Origin of the sequence: Curtobacterium sp. ME26, assembly GCF_903970945.1 — a bacterium.
Classification (GTDB): domain Bacteria; phylum Actinomycetota; class Actinomycetes; order Actinomycetales; family Microbacteriaceae; genus Curtobacterium; species Curtobacterium citri.
Window position 1 is genome coordinate 41,117 of record NZ_CAJCKG010000014.1, and the last position, 15,113, is coordinate 56,229.

Annotated in this window: 9 protein-coding genes and 1 pseudogene; 9 read left to right on the forward strand and 1 reads right to left on the reverse strand. The window is 73.4% G+C overall.

Going from position 1 to position 15,113, the window contains the following annotated elements:
- From cydD to holA, 6 genes and pseudogenes are all read left to right on the forward strand, one after another.
- Nucleotides 1-1,659 carry a thiol reductant ABC exporter subunit CydD gene (gene cydD, locus H7A69_RS07750; RefSeq protein WP_182046531.1) on the forward strand — a complete coding sequence of 553 codons (1,659 nt, stop codon included), beginning with the start codon at nt 1-3 and terminating at the stop codon, nt 1,657-1,659.
- Nucleotides 1,656-3,344 carry a thiol reductant ABC exporter subunit CydC gene (gene cydC / locus H7A69_RS07755; RefSeq protein ID WP_182046532.1) on the forward strand — a complete coding sequence of 563 codons (1,689 nt, stop codon included), beginning with the start codon at nt 1,656-1,658 and terminating at the stop codon, nt 3,342-3,344. The genes cydD and cydC overlap by 4 nt, the downstream gene beginning before the upstream one ends.
- 68 nt (nt 3,345-3,412) lie before the next feature.
- Nucleotides 3,413-5,986, forward strand: coding sequence for a leucine--tRNA ligase (gene leuS, locus H7A69_RS07760; protein ID WP_182046533.1), 2,574 nt, complete (start codon nt 3,413-3,415; stop codon nt 5,984-5,986).
- A gap of 96 nt (nt 5,987-6,082) precedes the next feature.
- Nucleotides 6,083-6,868 (forward strand): helix-hairpin-helix domain-containing protein, encoded by a 786-nt coding sequence (locus tag H7A69_RS07765; protein WP_182046534.1) that lies wholly within the window; start codon nt 6,083-6,085, stop codon nt 6,866-6,868.
- Nucleotides 6,869-7,471: 603 nt separating this feature from the next.
- Nucleotides 7,472-8,866 (forward strand): annotated as a pseudogene (locus tag H7A69_RS17435) (ComEC/Rec2 family competence protein); the annotation flags it as partial.
- Nucleotides 8,867-9,307: 441 nt separating this feature from the next.
- Nucleotides 9,308-10,327: a DNA polymerase III subunit delta gene (holA, locus tag H7A69_RS17440; RefSeq protein ID WP_259346138.1), complete on the forward strand. Its 1,020-nt coding sequence runs from the start codon at nt 9,308-9,310 to the stop codon at nt 10,325-10,327.
- Between the two features lie 245 nt (nt 10,328-10,572).
- Here the strand turns inward: holA and rpsT are convergent, their stop codons facing one another.
- Entirely contained in the window at nt 10,573-10,833 is a 261-nt protein-coding gene (gene rpsT / locus H7A69_RS07775; RefSeq protein ID WP_069711133.1) for a 30S ribosomal protein S20, read from the reverse strand.
- Nucleotides 10,834-11,037: 204 nt separating this feature from the next.
- On the opposite strand from rpsT, the gene H7A69_RS07780 reads away from it, so the two are divergent.
- From H7A69_RS07780 to H7A69_RS07790, 3 genes are all read left to right on the forward strand, one after another.
- On the forward strand, nt 11,038-12,204 hold the full coding sequence (locus tag H7A69_RS07780) for a pyridoxal phosphate-dependent aminotransferase (RefSeq protein WP_182046536.1): 1,167 nt from the start codon (nt 11,038-11,040) through the stop codon (nt 12,202-12,204).
- Nucleotides 12,205-12,358: 154 nt separating this feature from the next.
- Nucleotides 12,359-14,206: a translation elongation factor 4 gene (lepA, locus tag H7A69_RS07785; RefSeq protein WP_069711131.1), complete on the forward strand. Its 1,848-nt coding sequence runs from the start codon at nt 12,359-12,361 to the stop codon at nt 14,204-14,206.
- A 277-nt stretch (nt 14,207-14,483) separates the two neighbouring features.
- On the forward strand, nt 14,484-15,107 hold the full coding sequence (locus H7A69_RS07790) for a hypothetical protein (protein WP_182046537.1): 624 nt from the start codon (nt 14,484-14,486) through the stop codon (nt 15,105-15,107).
- The last annotated feature ends 6 nt before the right edge of the window (nt 15,108-15,113 follow it).

Genomic DNA, 15,113 nt, shown 5'->3' on the forward strand with positions numbered 1-15,113 from the left:
ATGAAGCCCCTCGATCCGCGCCTGCTCCGGCTCTCGCGCACCGCCCGCGGGTCGGTCGTCGCCTCGGCGGCGACCGGCCTGGTGCGGACGCTCGCGACGATCGGCATCGCGTGGGGGATCGCCACCGCCGTCACCCTCGGGGTCGACGCGGTGCGCGACGGCCGCCTCCCCGCGGCGATGTCCCCGACGCTCGCGCTCCTCGCCGCCGCGTTCGTCGTCCGCGCGGTCGCCGCCTGGGCCACGGACGACCTGGCGGCCCGCGCCGGGGCTACGGTGAAGAGCGAGCTCCGGGCGACGGTGCTGGCGCGCGCGGCGGAACGCGGCCCGTCCTGGCTCGCCGCCCGCTCCAGCGCCGGCTTCGCCACGACGCTCGGTCCCGGGCTGGACGCGCTCGACGCCTACTTCGGCCGCTACGTCCCGCAGCTGGCCCTCACGGCCGTGGCGACGCCGGTCCTCCTCGTCGCGATCGGTTCCGCCGACCTGACGAGCGCGCTGGTCATCGTGCTCGCCATGCCCGTCATCCCGGTGTTCATGGTGCTGATCGGACTCGCCACGCAGGCACTCCAGCGGAAGCAGGCGGACGCCCTCGCCCGGCTCGGCGGCGCCTTCACCGAGGCGGTCGAGGGCCTGGCGACGCTGAAGACCTTCGGTCGCGCGCGTCGGCAGGTCGGCCGCATCGGCAGCGTCACCGACGAGTACCGCCGGGGGACGATCGGGGTCCTCCGCCTGTCGTTCGTCAGCGGCTTCGCCCTCGAGCTCGCGGCGAGCCTGTCCGTCGCCCTCGTCGCCGTCTCGATCGGTGTACGGCTCGTCGACGGCTCCATGGGGCTCGGCGCGGCGATGTTCGTCCTCGTCCTCGCACCGGAGGCCTTCGCACCGATCCGGCAGGTCGGCGCCGACTTCCACGCCGCGCAGGACGGGGTCGAGGCCTCGGGCGCGGTCCTCGACGTCCTCGAGGACCGCACCGCCGTCGCGACGGCCCGCCCCGACGCGGTACCGGCCCCCGCCGCCGCGGAGCTGGTGCTCGACGGACTGACGGTCCGTCGCCCCGACCTCGTCATCGGGCCGCTCGACCTCCGGGCGGCCCCGGGCACCGTCGTCGCGCTCGCCGGCCCGAGCGGGTCGGGCAAGTCGAGCCTCATCGCCGCGATCCGCGGTGTCCTCGAGCACGACGGCACCGTCGTGGTGCCCGGTCCGGCGGACGCGTCCCGCGCCGAGCGCACCACGTGGGCCGACCAGCGACCGCGGCTCGTCCGCGGCACGGTCGCCGAGAACGTCGCGATGCACGCGGGACCCGACGACGCAGACGTGCGCCGCGCGCTGCGCGAGGCGGGGCTGGGGGTCGAGCCGGGCCTCCCGGTCGGGTCGGACGGAGCCGGTCTGTCGGGTGGTCAGGCCCAGCGGGTCGCCGTCGCCCGTGCGCTGTACCGAGCGCGCGTCGTCCGGACGCCGCTCGTCCTGCTCGACGAGCCGACGTCGGCGCTCGACGCCGAGGCCGAGCGGACCGTCGTCCGCGCCGTGCGGGCCCTCGCCGACGACGGGTCCGTCGTCGTGGTGGCGAGCCACCGGCCCGCGGTGCTCGCCGCGGCCGACGTCCGCGTGGACGTGCTCCCGGGCGGCGCGGTGACGGTCACCACCCGGCAGGGGGTCCGGGCATGAGCCGGGAGGCGCGCGGCACGAGCGTCCTCCGGCTCGCCCTGCCGCACGGGGCCGGCTGGGCGAAGGCGGTCGCCGCCGGCACGCTGAGTGCGGTGTGCGCCGTGGCGCTGCTCGCGGCGAGCGGCTACCTCATCACGCGCGCCGCCGAGCAGCCGCCGATCCTCTACCTGACGCTCGTGATGGTCGGGGTCCGCGCGTTCGCGCTCGGCCGCGCGGCGCTGCGGTACGTCGACCGCCTCGCCGGGCACGACGCGTCCTTCCGGCAGCTCGCGGTCGTCCGGACCGAGATGTACCGGCGACTGGCGTCGGTGGCGCCGGCCGGGCTGGGCTCCACGGGTCGCGGCGACCTGCTCACCCGGCTCGTCACCGACACCGACCGGCTGCAGGACCTGCCGATCCGCGTCGTCGGACCGCTGGTCTCGGCGGGCGTCGTGGCCGTGCTGTCCGTCGTCGCGGTCGCCCTGGTGTGGTGGCCGGCCGCCCTCGTGCTGGTCGCCGCCCTCGCCGTCGCCGCGCTGCTCGGCACCGTCACGACGCTGTCCGTCGCACGGCGCTCGGACCGGGAGACCGCGGCCGACCGGGGCCGCGTCGCCGACCTCGTGCTCGACACGGTCCGGACGCTCGACGTCTTCGCGGCCTACGGCACCCTGCCCGACCGCCTCGCCCGGATCGCCGCGCTCGACGCCCGGGTGACCCGGGCCGTGCGCCGCCGCGCGCGGGTCGAGTCCCTCGTCGGTGCGCTCGTCGCGCTGGTCGGTGGCGGGGCCGTGGTCGGGACCCTCGCGGTCGGGGCGCCGGCGGTGGTGTCGGGTGCGCTCGACGGGCCGCTCTGGGCGCTCGCCGTCTTCGTGCCGCTCGCGCTCTTCGAGGTCGTCGGCGGTGTGCCGCTGGCCGTGCTCACCCTGCGCCGGGTCCGGGCCGCGGCGGAGCGGGTGGAGCGGGTCGTCCCGGCCGTCGTGCCGTCCGGCATCGTGCCCGAACCGGACGACCCCGCCGACCCGCGGGACCTCGCCGTCGACGGTCCGGTGACGGTGGCGCTCCGCGACCTGACCGTGCGGTGGCCCGGAGCCGCGGACCCGGCCGTCGACCGGGTGTCGCTCGACCTGCTGCCGGGCGAGGTCGTCGTGCTCGAGGGTCCGAGCGGCGCGGGCAAGTCCACCCTGGTCGACGCCCTGGTGCGGTTCGTCGACCACGAGGGGTCCTACACGCTCGACGGCGTCGAGGCGCGGACCGTGCACCCGGACGCCGTCCGGGCGCGCGTCGGGCTCGTCGAACAGGACCCGTTCGTGTTCGACCAGACCGTGCGGCAGAACCTGCTGTTCGCCCGGGACACCGCCACCGACGCCGACCTGACCGACGTGCTCGACCGGGTCGGACTCGGCGAGTGGGTGGCGCGACGCGGCGGTCTGGACGCCCGCGTGGGGGAGCGCGGGGTGCTCGTGTCGGGCGGGCAGGCGCACCGGCTCGCGCTCGCCCGGGCGCTGCTGCACGCGTTCCCCGTGCTCGTGCTCGACGAGCCGACCGCGGACGTCGACCCCGACCTCGGCGACGCCGTGCTCCGCGACCTGGTCGGTGCCGCTCGGCTGGCCGGTCGCACGGTCGTCGTGGTGTCGCACGTGCCCGTGCCGACGGACCTGGTGGACCGCACCCTGCGGATGCGGGACGGGCGGCTCGTCGCGGGGTGACCACCCGTGGGACGGGCCGTCCGGGACGGGCGACGGCCGGGCCTCCAGGCCTTGTACCCTAGGTGATCGTGACCACCGAGCACCCCACTGCACACTCCACCGAGCACGCAGCCGTCGACCCCGACGCGTACGACTTCCGCCGCATCCAGGAGAAGTGGCAGCCCCGCTGGGAGGAACTCGGGCTCTTCACGACGGACCTCGACGACACCCGCCCCCGGAAGTACATCCTCGAGATGTTCCCGTACCCGTCCGGCGACCTGCACATGGGGCACGCCGAGAACTGGGCGCTCGGTGACTTCGTGGCGCGGTACTGGCGGCAGCAGGGGTTCAACGTGCTGCACCCCATCGGCTGGGACTCCTTCGGTCTGCCGGCCGAGAACGCGGCGATCAAGCGGGGGGTCGACCCGAAGGAGTGGACCTACGCGAACATCGAGCAGCAGAAGGCCTCGTTCAAGCGGTACGCGCCCTCGTTCGACTGGACGACCGAGATCCACACCTCGGACCCCGAGTACTACAAGTGGAACCAGTGGCTGTTCCTCAAGATGTACGAGAAGGGCCTGGCGTACCGGAAGGACAGCTGGGTCAACTGGGACCCGGTGGACCAGACCGTGCTCGCGAACGAGCAGGTCCTGCCGGACGGCACGTCCGACCGGTCGGGTGCCGTCGTCGTCAAGAAGAAGCTGACGCAGTGGTACTTCGCGATCACGAAGTACGCCGACCGACTGCTCGACGACCTCAACCAGCTCGAGGGACGGTGGCCGGCGAAGGTCATCGCGCAGCAGCGCAACTGGATCGGTCGCTCGGTCGGTGCGGACGTCGACTTCGTCATCGAGGGGCGCGACGAGCCCGTCACCGTGTTCACCACGCGACCGGACACCATCCACGGGGTGACGTTCCTCGTGGTGGCGCCGGACTCCGACCTGGCGGCGGAGCTGGTCTCCGCTGCTCCTGGCGACGTGCGTGCCGGCTTCGACGCGTACCTGACCGCGACGCAGAAGACCTCGGAGATCGACCGGCAGAACGCCGACCGCCCGAAGACCGGTGTGCCGCTCGGCCGCTCGGCGATCCACCCGCTCACGGGGGAGCGCCTGCCGATCTGGGCCGCGGACTACGTGCTCGCCGACTACGGCCACGGCGCGGTCATGGCCGTGCCCGCGCACGACCAGCGCGACCTCGACTTCGCACGGGCCTTCGACCTGCCCGTCAAGGTCGTCGTCGACACGAACCAGCCCGTCACCGGTGCGATCCCGGTCATCCCCGAGGGCGCGACGCTCGAGGACCTGCCCGCGCTCGACCCGGCGTCGACCGGCGAGGCCCTCACCGGCCAGGGGCGGATGATCAACTCCGGCCCGCTCGACGGGATGTCGAAGCAGCACGCGATCACCGCCGCGATCTCGCTGCTCGAGGAGCGCGGTACCGGCCGTGCCGCCAAGACGTACCGCCTGCGCGACTGGCTCATCTCGCGCCAGCGCTTCTGGGGGACCCCGATCCCGATCATCCACGGCGCCGACGGCACCGAGCACCCGGTCCCGATGGACCAGCTGCCGGTGCGCCTGCCGTCGACCGAGGGCCTCGACCTCAAGCCGAAGGGCACCTCGCCGCTCGGCGGGGCGACCGACTGGGTGAACGTGCCGAACCCCGTCGACGGGACGCCCGCGCTGCGGGACACCGACACGATGGACACCTTCGTCGACTCGTCGTGGTACTTCCTGCGCTTCCTGTCCGCGCAGGACGACACGCAGGCGTTCGACCCGTCGGCCGCGCGGAAGTGGGCGCCGGTCGACCAGTACATCGGCGGCATCGAGCACGCGATCCTGCACCTGCTGTACGCGCGCTTCGTGACGAAGGTCCTGTTCGACCTCGGGTACCTCGACTTCACCGAGCCGTTCTCGGCGCTGCTCAACCAGGGCATGGTGCTGTCGGGCGGCTCGAAGATGTCGAAGTCGAAGGGCGGCGTCTCGCTCGGCGACGAGCTCGACGCGAACGGCGTCGACGCGATCCGTCTCGTGATGGGCTTCGCCGGACCGCCGGAGGACGACATCAACTGGGAGGACGTGTCGCCGTCGGCGTCCGCGCGCTTCCTGGCCCGCGCGTACCGCCTGGCGCTCGACGTCACATCGTCCCGTGACGCGGTCTGGGCGGACGGCGACCGGGCGCTCCGGCAGGTCACGCACCGGTTCCTCGCCGACGCCCCCGGGCTCATGGAGGCGTTCAAGTTCAACGTCGTCATCGCGCGGCTCATGGACCTGGTCAACGTCACCCGCAAGGCGATCGACAGCGGCCCCGGCGCGGGCGACCCCGCCGTCCGCGAGGCCGTCGAGACCGTCGCGCTCGCCCTGAGCGTCTTCGCGCCGTACACCGGCGAGGAGATGTGGGAGAAGCTGGGACACGAGGCCACCGTCGCCACCCACGGCTGGCGGAAGGCCGACCCGACGCTGCTCGTGCAGGACACGCTGACCGCGGTCGTGCAGGTCAACGGCAAGGTGCGCGACTCGTTCGAGGTGTCGAAGTCGATCGAGGCCGACGAGCTCGAGCAGCTCGCACGGTCGTCGGCGAACGTCCAGCGGTACATCGGCGACCGGGAGATCGTGAAGGTGATCGTCCGGGCACCGAAGCTCGTGAACATCGCCATCAAGGGCTGACACCACTCCTCCCCAGTCGACCGGCCCGGCGGCCTCCTCCACAGTGCGGAGTCGCCGGGCCGTCCTCGTGTGCGGGTGCGCCCTAGCGTGCCGGTCATGTCCCACGACCCGCCCGTCACGTCGCCCTCGTCCGGCTCCGCGTCGACCGGGGCGCGGTGGTGGGAGCGGTGCACGCTGAGCCCGCGGGCGGCACTGGTGCTCGCCGCGGTGGTGGTCGTCGTCGCCCTCGTGGTCGTGGCGGTCGGGACGCTGCGCGGGCGGTCGTCGGGCGAGGTGACCGTGACGGGAGGCTCGCAGCCGGCTCCGACGGTCCCGTCGCCGTCCGGCGGGGGTCCGGTCCCGAGCGGTCCCGCCGCGGTCGGGAGCGTCGCGCCGTCCGCGTCCGCGGCAGTCGCCGCGGTGTACGTGCTCGGTGCCGTCCGGCACGCGGGGGTCGTCGAGGTCCCCGTCGGGACCCGCGTGGACGCCGTGCTGGAGCGTGCCGGGGGAGCGGCGGCGGATGCGGACCTCGCGCGGCTGAACCTCGCCCGGGCGGTCGTCGACGGCGAACGGCTCTACGTGCCGCGGGTGGGCGAGACGTCGGTCCCCGAGGCGCTCGGTCCGGACGTCACGGGCGGCAGCGGCGGGGTGGGCGGCGGGGCGGGCAGCGGGGGGGGCGGCGGGGTGGGCAGCGCCGCCGGCGGGCCGGACGCGGTCGTCGACCTGAACACGGCGGACCAGGCGACGCTCGAGACCCTCCCGGGCATCGGACCGGCACTCGCCGGGCGGATCATCGCGTGGCGCGAGGAGCACGGCGGGTTCTCGTCGGTCGACGACCTGCTCGACGTCAGCGGCATCGGGCAGGCGCGCCTCGACGACCTGCGCGACCGGGTCCGGGTCTGAGGGGTCGGGCGAGTGGACCCGGCACCGTACCCCGCCGACCTGCGACTCGGCGGTCCGGTCGCCCTGGCGTGGGTGACCGCGGCACTGCTCGTCGGCCGGCCTGGAGCGGCGTGGTGGACGGTGGGCGCGACGGGGGCGGTCGGCGTGGTCGTCCTCACGCTGCTCGTGCTGCGGACCGGGAGCGGCGTCCGGGCACTGCCGCCGGTGCTCGCCCTCCTCGCGACCACGGCGGCGTGCTGCACGCTCGTCGGCGTCGCGGTCGGCGTCGGGCACCCGGAACGGTCGCCCGCGGTGCTCGCCGAGGCCGCAGGACGGACGACGGAGGTCGAGGTCGTGCTCACGCGCGACCTCGGCGACGCCGATCGGTCGACGACCGGCACGCTCCGGCGCCTCGGCGGGACCGGGGGCCTGGACGTGCCGGTCCGGATCGTGCCGGCCGTGCCGACCCGAGCGCCCGCCGGAGCGGTGCTCACGGGGCGCGCCTCGGTGGAGTCGGACGACGGCGGCGGGCCCGAGGCGGCGGTGGTGTTCCTCCGCGGGGCGCCGGCGGTCGACCCGCCGACGGGTGTGCTCGCCGCGACCGACCGGGTGCGGCAGGCGTTCGTGCGGGTCACCGACGGCCTGCCGGAACCGGGCGGCGCGCTGCTCCGCGGTCTGGCGATCGGCGACCGGAGCGGGCTCGACCCCGGCACCGAGTCCGCCATGGAGACCGCGGCGCTCACCCACCTCACCGCCGTCTCCGGGTCGAACTGCGCGGTCGTCGTCGCGCTCGTCGTCGCCGTGGGGCGTGGCGTCGGACTCCCGCGGCCGTGCCGCGCCGCCCTCGCGGGCGGGTTCCTCGTCGCGTTCGTGGTGCTCGTCCGCCCCGACCCCTCGATCGTCCGGGCCGCGGTGATGGCGGTGGTGGTCCTCGGTGTCCGACTGTCCGGGCGACCGGTGCGCGGTGTCCCGCTCCTCGCCCTCGCGGTGCTCGGCATGCTCGTCGTGGACCCCTGGTACGCCCGCTCGGTCGCCTTCGCCCTCTCCGTCCTGGCGACCGCGGGGATCGTCGTCCTCGCCCCGCCGCTCACCGCGCTGCTGTCCCGACGGCTCTGGACCCCGTTCGCGGCGGCCCTGTCGGTGCCCGTCGCCGCGCAGGTCGCGTGCTGGCCGGTCACCGTCGTCCTGTCCCCGACGCTGCCGACCTTCGCGGTCCCGGCGAACCTGCTGACCGAACCGCTCGCGCCGGTGGTCACGGTGACGGGGCTCCTCGCGTGCCTGCTCGCGCCGGTCTGGCCGTGGGGAGCGGCGGTGACGGCACACGTCGCGTGGGTGCCCGCGGCCTGCATCGGGGTCGTCGCCACGACGACCGCCGGGCTGCCGGCGGCCGAGCTCGACTGGCCCGTCGGCGTCACGGGGACCGCCACCGCGGGCCTGGTCAGCCTGGCGGTCGCCGCGGCCGTGCTCGCACGGGGGCGGACGCGGGCACGGCTGCTCGTCGCCGCCGCAGCGGTCGTCGTCCTCGGTGTCGGGGTCGTCGCCGTGCCGCGGCTCGTCGTCCAGGGGACCGTGCCGGGGGACTGGTCGGTCGTCGCCTGCGACGTCGGGCAGGGCGACGCCGTGCTGGTGCGCGACGGCAGGGGTCCGGTGGCGCTCGTCGACACCGGCGACGACGAGCCGGCGCTCCGCCGGTGCCTCGACCTGCTCGGGGTCGGGCGGGTCGACCTGCTCGTGCTCACGCACTTCGACCGCGACCACGTCGGCGCGGTCGGGGCCGTCGCGGACCGGACCGACCGAGCGCTGGTCGGTCCGGTGGGCAGGCCCGAGGACGACCGGGTGCTCCACGTGCTCGAGGACGCCGGGGTCGACCTCCGCACCGGCGACGACGGCACGGCGGGCACCCTCGGACGGCTCCGCTGGCGGCTGGTGTGGCCACCGGCGGGGGCGGCGGCGTCGGGCAACGACGCGAGTCTGGTCCTCGAGACCGCCGCCGGACCGGGGTGCGACCACTGCGTCTCCGGCGTGTTCCTCGGGGACCTCGGGGAGCGCGCCCAGCGCCGGCTCCGGCCCCTCGTCGAGACCCGGCCGGACGTCGTGAAGGTCGCGCACCACGGGTCGTCCGACCAGGACCCCGCGCTCTACCGGCAGCTCGCGGCACCCGTCGGGCTCATCGGCGTCGGGGCGGACAACACGTACGGACACCCGACCCGGACCGCACTCGACGCGCTCCGGGCGGCCGGGACCACCGCGTTCCGGACCGACCGCCAGGGCACGATCGTCGTGTCACGGGACGGCGGAGGCGCGCTCCGTGTCTGGACGGAGCGTGCCGCGGACGACGGCCCACCGGCGGACCCCACGGCAGCGCCGCACGCCGTGGGGCAGGCGGCGGAGCGTCCCCGGTGGCCCGTAGGATCGACGCAGGCCCGGACCCGCTCGACCCGGCGCCGACGGAAGGAACGCATGCCCGCCAAGAAGCCCGCGCGCGCCGCGGCGAAGATCGACCAGGTACCGTGGTCGGGCGTCCGCCCGGCACCGGTCGTGCTCGTCACCGGACCCGAGCAGTTCCTGGCGGAGCGTGCGAGCAGCGTCCTCCGTGACCTGCTCCTGGGCGAGGACCCGGCGCTCGAGGTGCACGACCTCGAAGCGGACCAGTACGCCCCCGGCCTCCTCGCGACGCTGGCGAGCCCGTCGCTCTTCGGCGAACCCCGGCTCGTGCGCGTCACCAACGTCGAGAAGTGCACCGACGCCTTCATCACCGAGACGATCAGCTACCTGCAGGCACCGGCCGACGACGTCACCCTGGTGCTGCGGCACGGCGGCGGTGTGCGCGGGAAGAAGCTCCTCGACACCATCCGCAGCGGTGTCGGCGGCGGCGTCGAGGTGCAGTGCGACGAGCTCAAGCGCGACACCGACAAGGCGGACTTCGTGAACGCGGAGTTCCGGGCGGCCCGACGCCGGATCGCGCCCTCGGCGGTGCGGACGCTCGTCGCGGCCTTCGCCGACGACCTGGCCGAGCTCGCCGCCGCGTGCCGGCAGCTGCTCGCCGACGAGGCCGAGGAGATCACCGACCGCGTCGTCGACAAGTACTACGGTGGCCGCGTCGAGACGAACGCGTTCAAGGTCGCCGACATCGCGCTCGCGGGCCGGTCGGCTCCGGCGATCGTCGAGCTCCGGCACGCGCTGGCGACGGGGGAGGCCCCGGTGCCGATCGTCGCGGCGTTCGCGAGCAAGATCCGCACGATGGCGAAGGTCAGCGCCTTCCGCGGCCCGAGCAGCCAGGCGGCGTCCGCGCTCGGCATGGCGCCGTGGCAGGTCCAGCGCGCACAGCGTGACGTGGCGGGGTGGAGCGAGGCCGGGCTGGCGAACGCGATCACGAGCATCGCTGCGGCGGACACCGCGGTGAAGGGTGGTTCGCGCGACGCGCACTACGCACTCGAGGTGATGGTCCGCACCATCGCCCGACGCGGCGAGGACCGCTGAGGCGACCCGGGCCTCCCGGCCGGCTGCGCACGTCGTGCTCCCGGTTGTGCCGGCCGCCGCTCCGAACCACGGAAGCGACGTCGAACCAGCCGTGCGCGCTGGTTCGACGTCGCAACCGTGGTTCGACACCATGAGAGACGTCGCCGCGCCGCCACTCCCGCACCACCCGCGAACGACGAGAGCCCCGCACCACCGGTGCGGGGCTCTCGGCAGGACGGTCAGGGACCGTCCCGAGGATCAGCGACTCAGAGCGCCGAGACCTTCTTGGCGATGGCCGACTTGCGGTTCGCCGCCTGGTTCTTGTGGATGACGCCCTTGCTCACGGCCTTGTCGAGCTTCTTCGAGGCGAGGACCAGCGCCGCAGCGGCCTTGTCCTTGTCGCCCGAGGCGACGGCCTCGTTCGTGTGACGGATGACCGTCTTGAGCTCCGAGCGGTAGGCCTTGTTGCGCTCCTGGGCCTTCAGGTTGGTCTTGATGCGCTTCATCTGCGACTTGATGTTCGCCATGCGTGTTGCTCCTTGATCGTCTCTACGGGTGGTCGCGACCGCTGGGTAGAGGGGCCCTTGGTCGCATCGCGTTCCACCCGTGGGCGGGGAACGCGGAAGCCAGCCACCAACACTACCAGCAGGACGGGCTGGCGCCAAAGGACCGGACGCGCGCGCGTCGCCGACGAAACGCGGCCGCAACACGCGAGCGGCTACCGTGTCGACGTGCCCTCCCTCGCCCCCAGGATCGAGACCGTGCCCGCATCCGGCATCCGCCGCGTCTACGAGCAGGCCGCCCTGCTGCAGGCCGACGGCACCGACGTCGCGATGCTCGTCATCGGCGAGCCGGACGTCGCCGTCGCCCCGCACATCGGCGAGGCCGCCCGTCGCGCGTGGTCCGAGGACCGCACCGACTACACGCCGAACGGCGGCATCGCACCCCTCCGGGCGGCGATCCGCGACAAGCTCCGCCGCGAGAACCGCATCGACGTCGACCCGGAGCAGGTCTGGTTGACGATCGGCGCGACGCAGGCGCTGTTCCAGGCGATGACGCTCGTGCTGAGCCCGGGTGACGAGGTCCTCGTGCCGGACCCGGGCTACACGACCTTCACGATGAACGCGCACATCATCGGCGCGACCCCGGTGCCGTACCGGCTCGAACCGCAGCACGACTTCGAGCCCGACCTCGAGGCGCTCGAGGCGAGCATCACCGAGCACACCCGGGCGATCGTGGTGAACTCCCCGTCGAACCCCCTCGGCTCGGTGTTCGGCGAGGAGACCCTCCGCGCGCTGCTCGCCCTGGCGAAGCGGCACGACCTGTGGGTGATCAGCGACGAGGTCTACGAGTACTTCACCCACGGCACGCGCCACGTGAGCATCGCCGCGCTCGACGCGGACGACCGGGTCTTCACGGCGTTCTCGCTGAGCAAGACCTACGCCATGACCGGCGTCCGCGTCGGGTACCTCGTGACGCCGAAGGGACTCGGGCCGACCATGCGCACGACGCAGGAGGCGATGATCAGCTGCGTCGCCGAGCCCGACCAGTGGGCCGCGCTCGCGGCGATCGTCGGCGACCACCAGGCCGTGCAGGACGCCCGCGAGCACTACCGCGCCAACCTGGCGGTGGCGAAGGAGGTCCTCGACGCCGGCGGCATCCGCTACCTCGACCCCCGCGGGGCCTTCTACCTGTGGATCGACGTCTCGCACGCCTCCGGAGGCGACGTCGCCGAGTGGGCGCTGGCGCTCCTGCACCGCGAGCACGTCGCGGTCGCGCCCGGCAGCGCCTTCGGCCGGTCCGGCGAGGGCTGGGTCCGCGTGTGCCTCGCGGCCACCCCGGAGGACCTGCGCCGCGGCCTGGGCGCACTGCCGACGCCCGCCACGGTGACCGCCTGACGGACGGGAGGCCCGCGCCGGCCCCGCCGCGCGCCTCCCGTCCGTCCTGCACAGTCGTGGCGTCGCGCCCGGTTCCCACAGGGCAGCACCGGATGCGCGCTGCGCGCGCACAACCGTGGGACAATCGTCCGACCGCACCGACCCCTGAGGAACCGTGAGCCCACAAGCATCCGCGCCGCTCGAGCCCGCCGCGACCCCGGCCGAGGCGATCCGCAACTTCTGCATCATCGCGCACATCGACCACGGCAAGTCCACGCTGGCCGACCGCATGCTGCAGATCACCGGCATCGTCGAGGACCGCGCGATGCGTGCGCAGTACCTCGACCGGATGGACATCGAGCGCGAACGCGGCATCACGATCAAGTCGCAGGCCGTGCGCATGCCGTGGGAGCTCGACGGCGAGACCTTCGCGCTGAACATGATCGACACGCCGGGGCACGTCGACTTCTCGTACGAGGTCTCCCGCTCGCTCGCCGCGTGCGAGGGCGCGATCCTGCTCGTCGACGCCGCGCAGGGCATCGAGGCACAGACGCTGGCCAACCTCTACCTGGCGCTCGAGAACGACCTCGAGATCATCCCGGTGCTCAACAAGATCGACCTGCCCGCCGCCGACCCGGACAAGTACGCCGCCGAGCTCGCGCAGCTCATCGGCGGCAAGCCGGAGGACGTCCTCCGCGTCTCGGGCAAGACCGGTGTCGGTGTCGCCGAGCTCCTCGACCGCGTGGTCCGCACCGTGCCGGCCCCCGTCGGCGACGTCGAGGCGGCACCCCGCGCGATGATCTTCGACTCGGTCTACGACAGCTACCGCGGTGTGGTGACCTACGTCCGGATGATCGATGGCACGATCCACCCGCGCGAGAAGGTCCAGATGATGTCGACCAGGTCGACGCACGAGATCCTCGAGATCGGTGTGTCGTCGCCCGAGCCGAAGCCCACGAAGGGGCTCTCGGTCGGTGAGGTCGGTTACCTGATCACCGGAGTGAAGGACGTCCGGCAGTCGAAGGTCGGCGACACGGTCACGACGGCGCAGAAGCCCGCGACCGAGGCCCTGCCGGGCTACACGGACCCGAAGCCGATGGTGTTCTCGGGGCTGTACCCGATCGACGGCTCCGACTACCCCGACCTGCGCGAGGCCCTCGACAAGCTCAAGCTCTCGGACGCGGCGCTCGTGTACGAGCCGGAGACCTCCGTGGCGCTCGGCTTCGGCTTCCGCTGCGGCTTCCTCGGCCTGTTGCACCTCGAGATCATCACCGAGCGCCTCTCGCGTGAGTTCGGCCTCGACCTCATCACGACGGCCCCGAGCGTGATCTACGAGGTCACGAACGAGGACACGACCGTGACCGAGGTCACGAACCCGTCCGAGTTCCCGGGCGGTCGCATCGTCGAGGTCCGCGAGCCCATGGTCCGCGCCGCGATCCTCGCGCCGAAGGACTACGTCGGCGCGATCATGGAACTGTGCCAGTCGCGCCGCGGCTCCCTGCTCGGCATGGAGTACCTCGGCGAGGACCGCGTCGAGATCCGGTACGAGATGCCCCTCGGCGAGATCGTCTTCGACTTCTTCGACCAGCTGAAGAGCAAGACGCAGGGCTACGCCTCGCTCGACTACGAGCCGACCGGCGATCAGGCAGCCGACCTCGTCAAGGTCGACATCCTGCTGCAGGGCGAACAGGTCGACGCCTTCAGCGCGATCGTGCACCGCGACAAGGCCTACGCCTACGGCACACTCATGACCGAGCGGCTCCGCAAGCTCATCCCGCGCCAGCAGTTCGAGGTCCCGATCCAGGCTGCGATCGGCGCCCGGATCATCGCCCGCGAGAGCATCCGGGCGATGCGCAAGGACGTCCTCGCGAAGTGCTACGGCGGTGACATCACCCGCAAGCGCAAGCTCCTCGAGAAGCAGAAGGAGGGCAAGAAGCGCATGAAGATGGTGGGTCGCGTCGAGGTGCCGCAGGAAGCCTTCATCGCGGCGCTCTCCGGGGACGTCGAAGAGAAGAAGAAGTAGGGGCGGGACCCTCCCCAGGTCCGCCCCGGTCATCCGCTTCCCGCAGGACGGCGCACCGGTCGAGGCGCCGTCCGACGCGCTGACACGCTCCCGAACAGGGCGGACCGTTCTGTCTGCCCGTACTTTGGGGGACCCAGAACGGCTGCAGGTCTATACAGTCGCATGTGACCGTGTGGTGGTGAACACCACTCAGTTCAGCGGACCCGGCCGCTGCGATCGCGCGCGACCCTGCGCGGCGATCGTTCCCGACCCGGGTGCACACGGAGGTGCGAACCCGATGTCCCGTCATGCAACACCTGTCAGCCGCGCACAGCGGCAGCGTCTCAACCTCGCCGTCATCGCCGCCGGCCTCGCCGCCGCGGTGGTGCTCGCGCTGACCTTCAGCGGCACGCTGTCCGTCTTCACGCAGGCCTTCCTGCACGGCACCAACACGGTGTCCACCTCCACGATCCGGATCGCGGAGACCACTGCCGACGGGTCGCCCGGAGCCTGCACCACCGGTTCCGACGGCACGGCGAGCTGCACCGACCCGAACCTCTACGGCGGGGAGTCGCTGCGTCCCGGGGACTCCTCGACCACCCAGACGATCTACTTCGCGAACACCGGGACGGCGACGCCCACCGGGTTCCGACTCACGGGCGGCCCCTGCGCCACCTCGCCCGCGAGCGGCTCGGACCTCTGCAACCAGCTCGTCGTGAAGATGACGTGGCGTGGTGCGGACGTGCTGCCCGCCTCCACGACGCCCGCGTACCTGGCGGCCAACGCGATCACGCTGCCGAACCCGCCCGCGGCGAACGAGCGCATCCCGCTCACCGTGCAGGTCTCGCTGCCGCAGAACGCCACCGCGCCGACGTCCGGCGTGACCCTCTCCCAGGCCCTCACCTTCACCTTCTCCGCCTGACGGTGC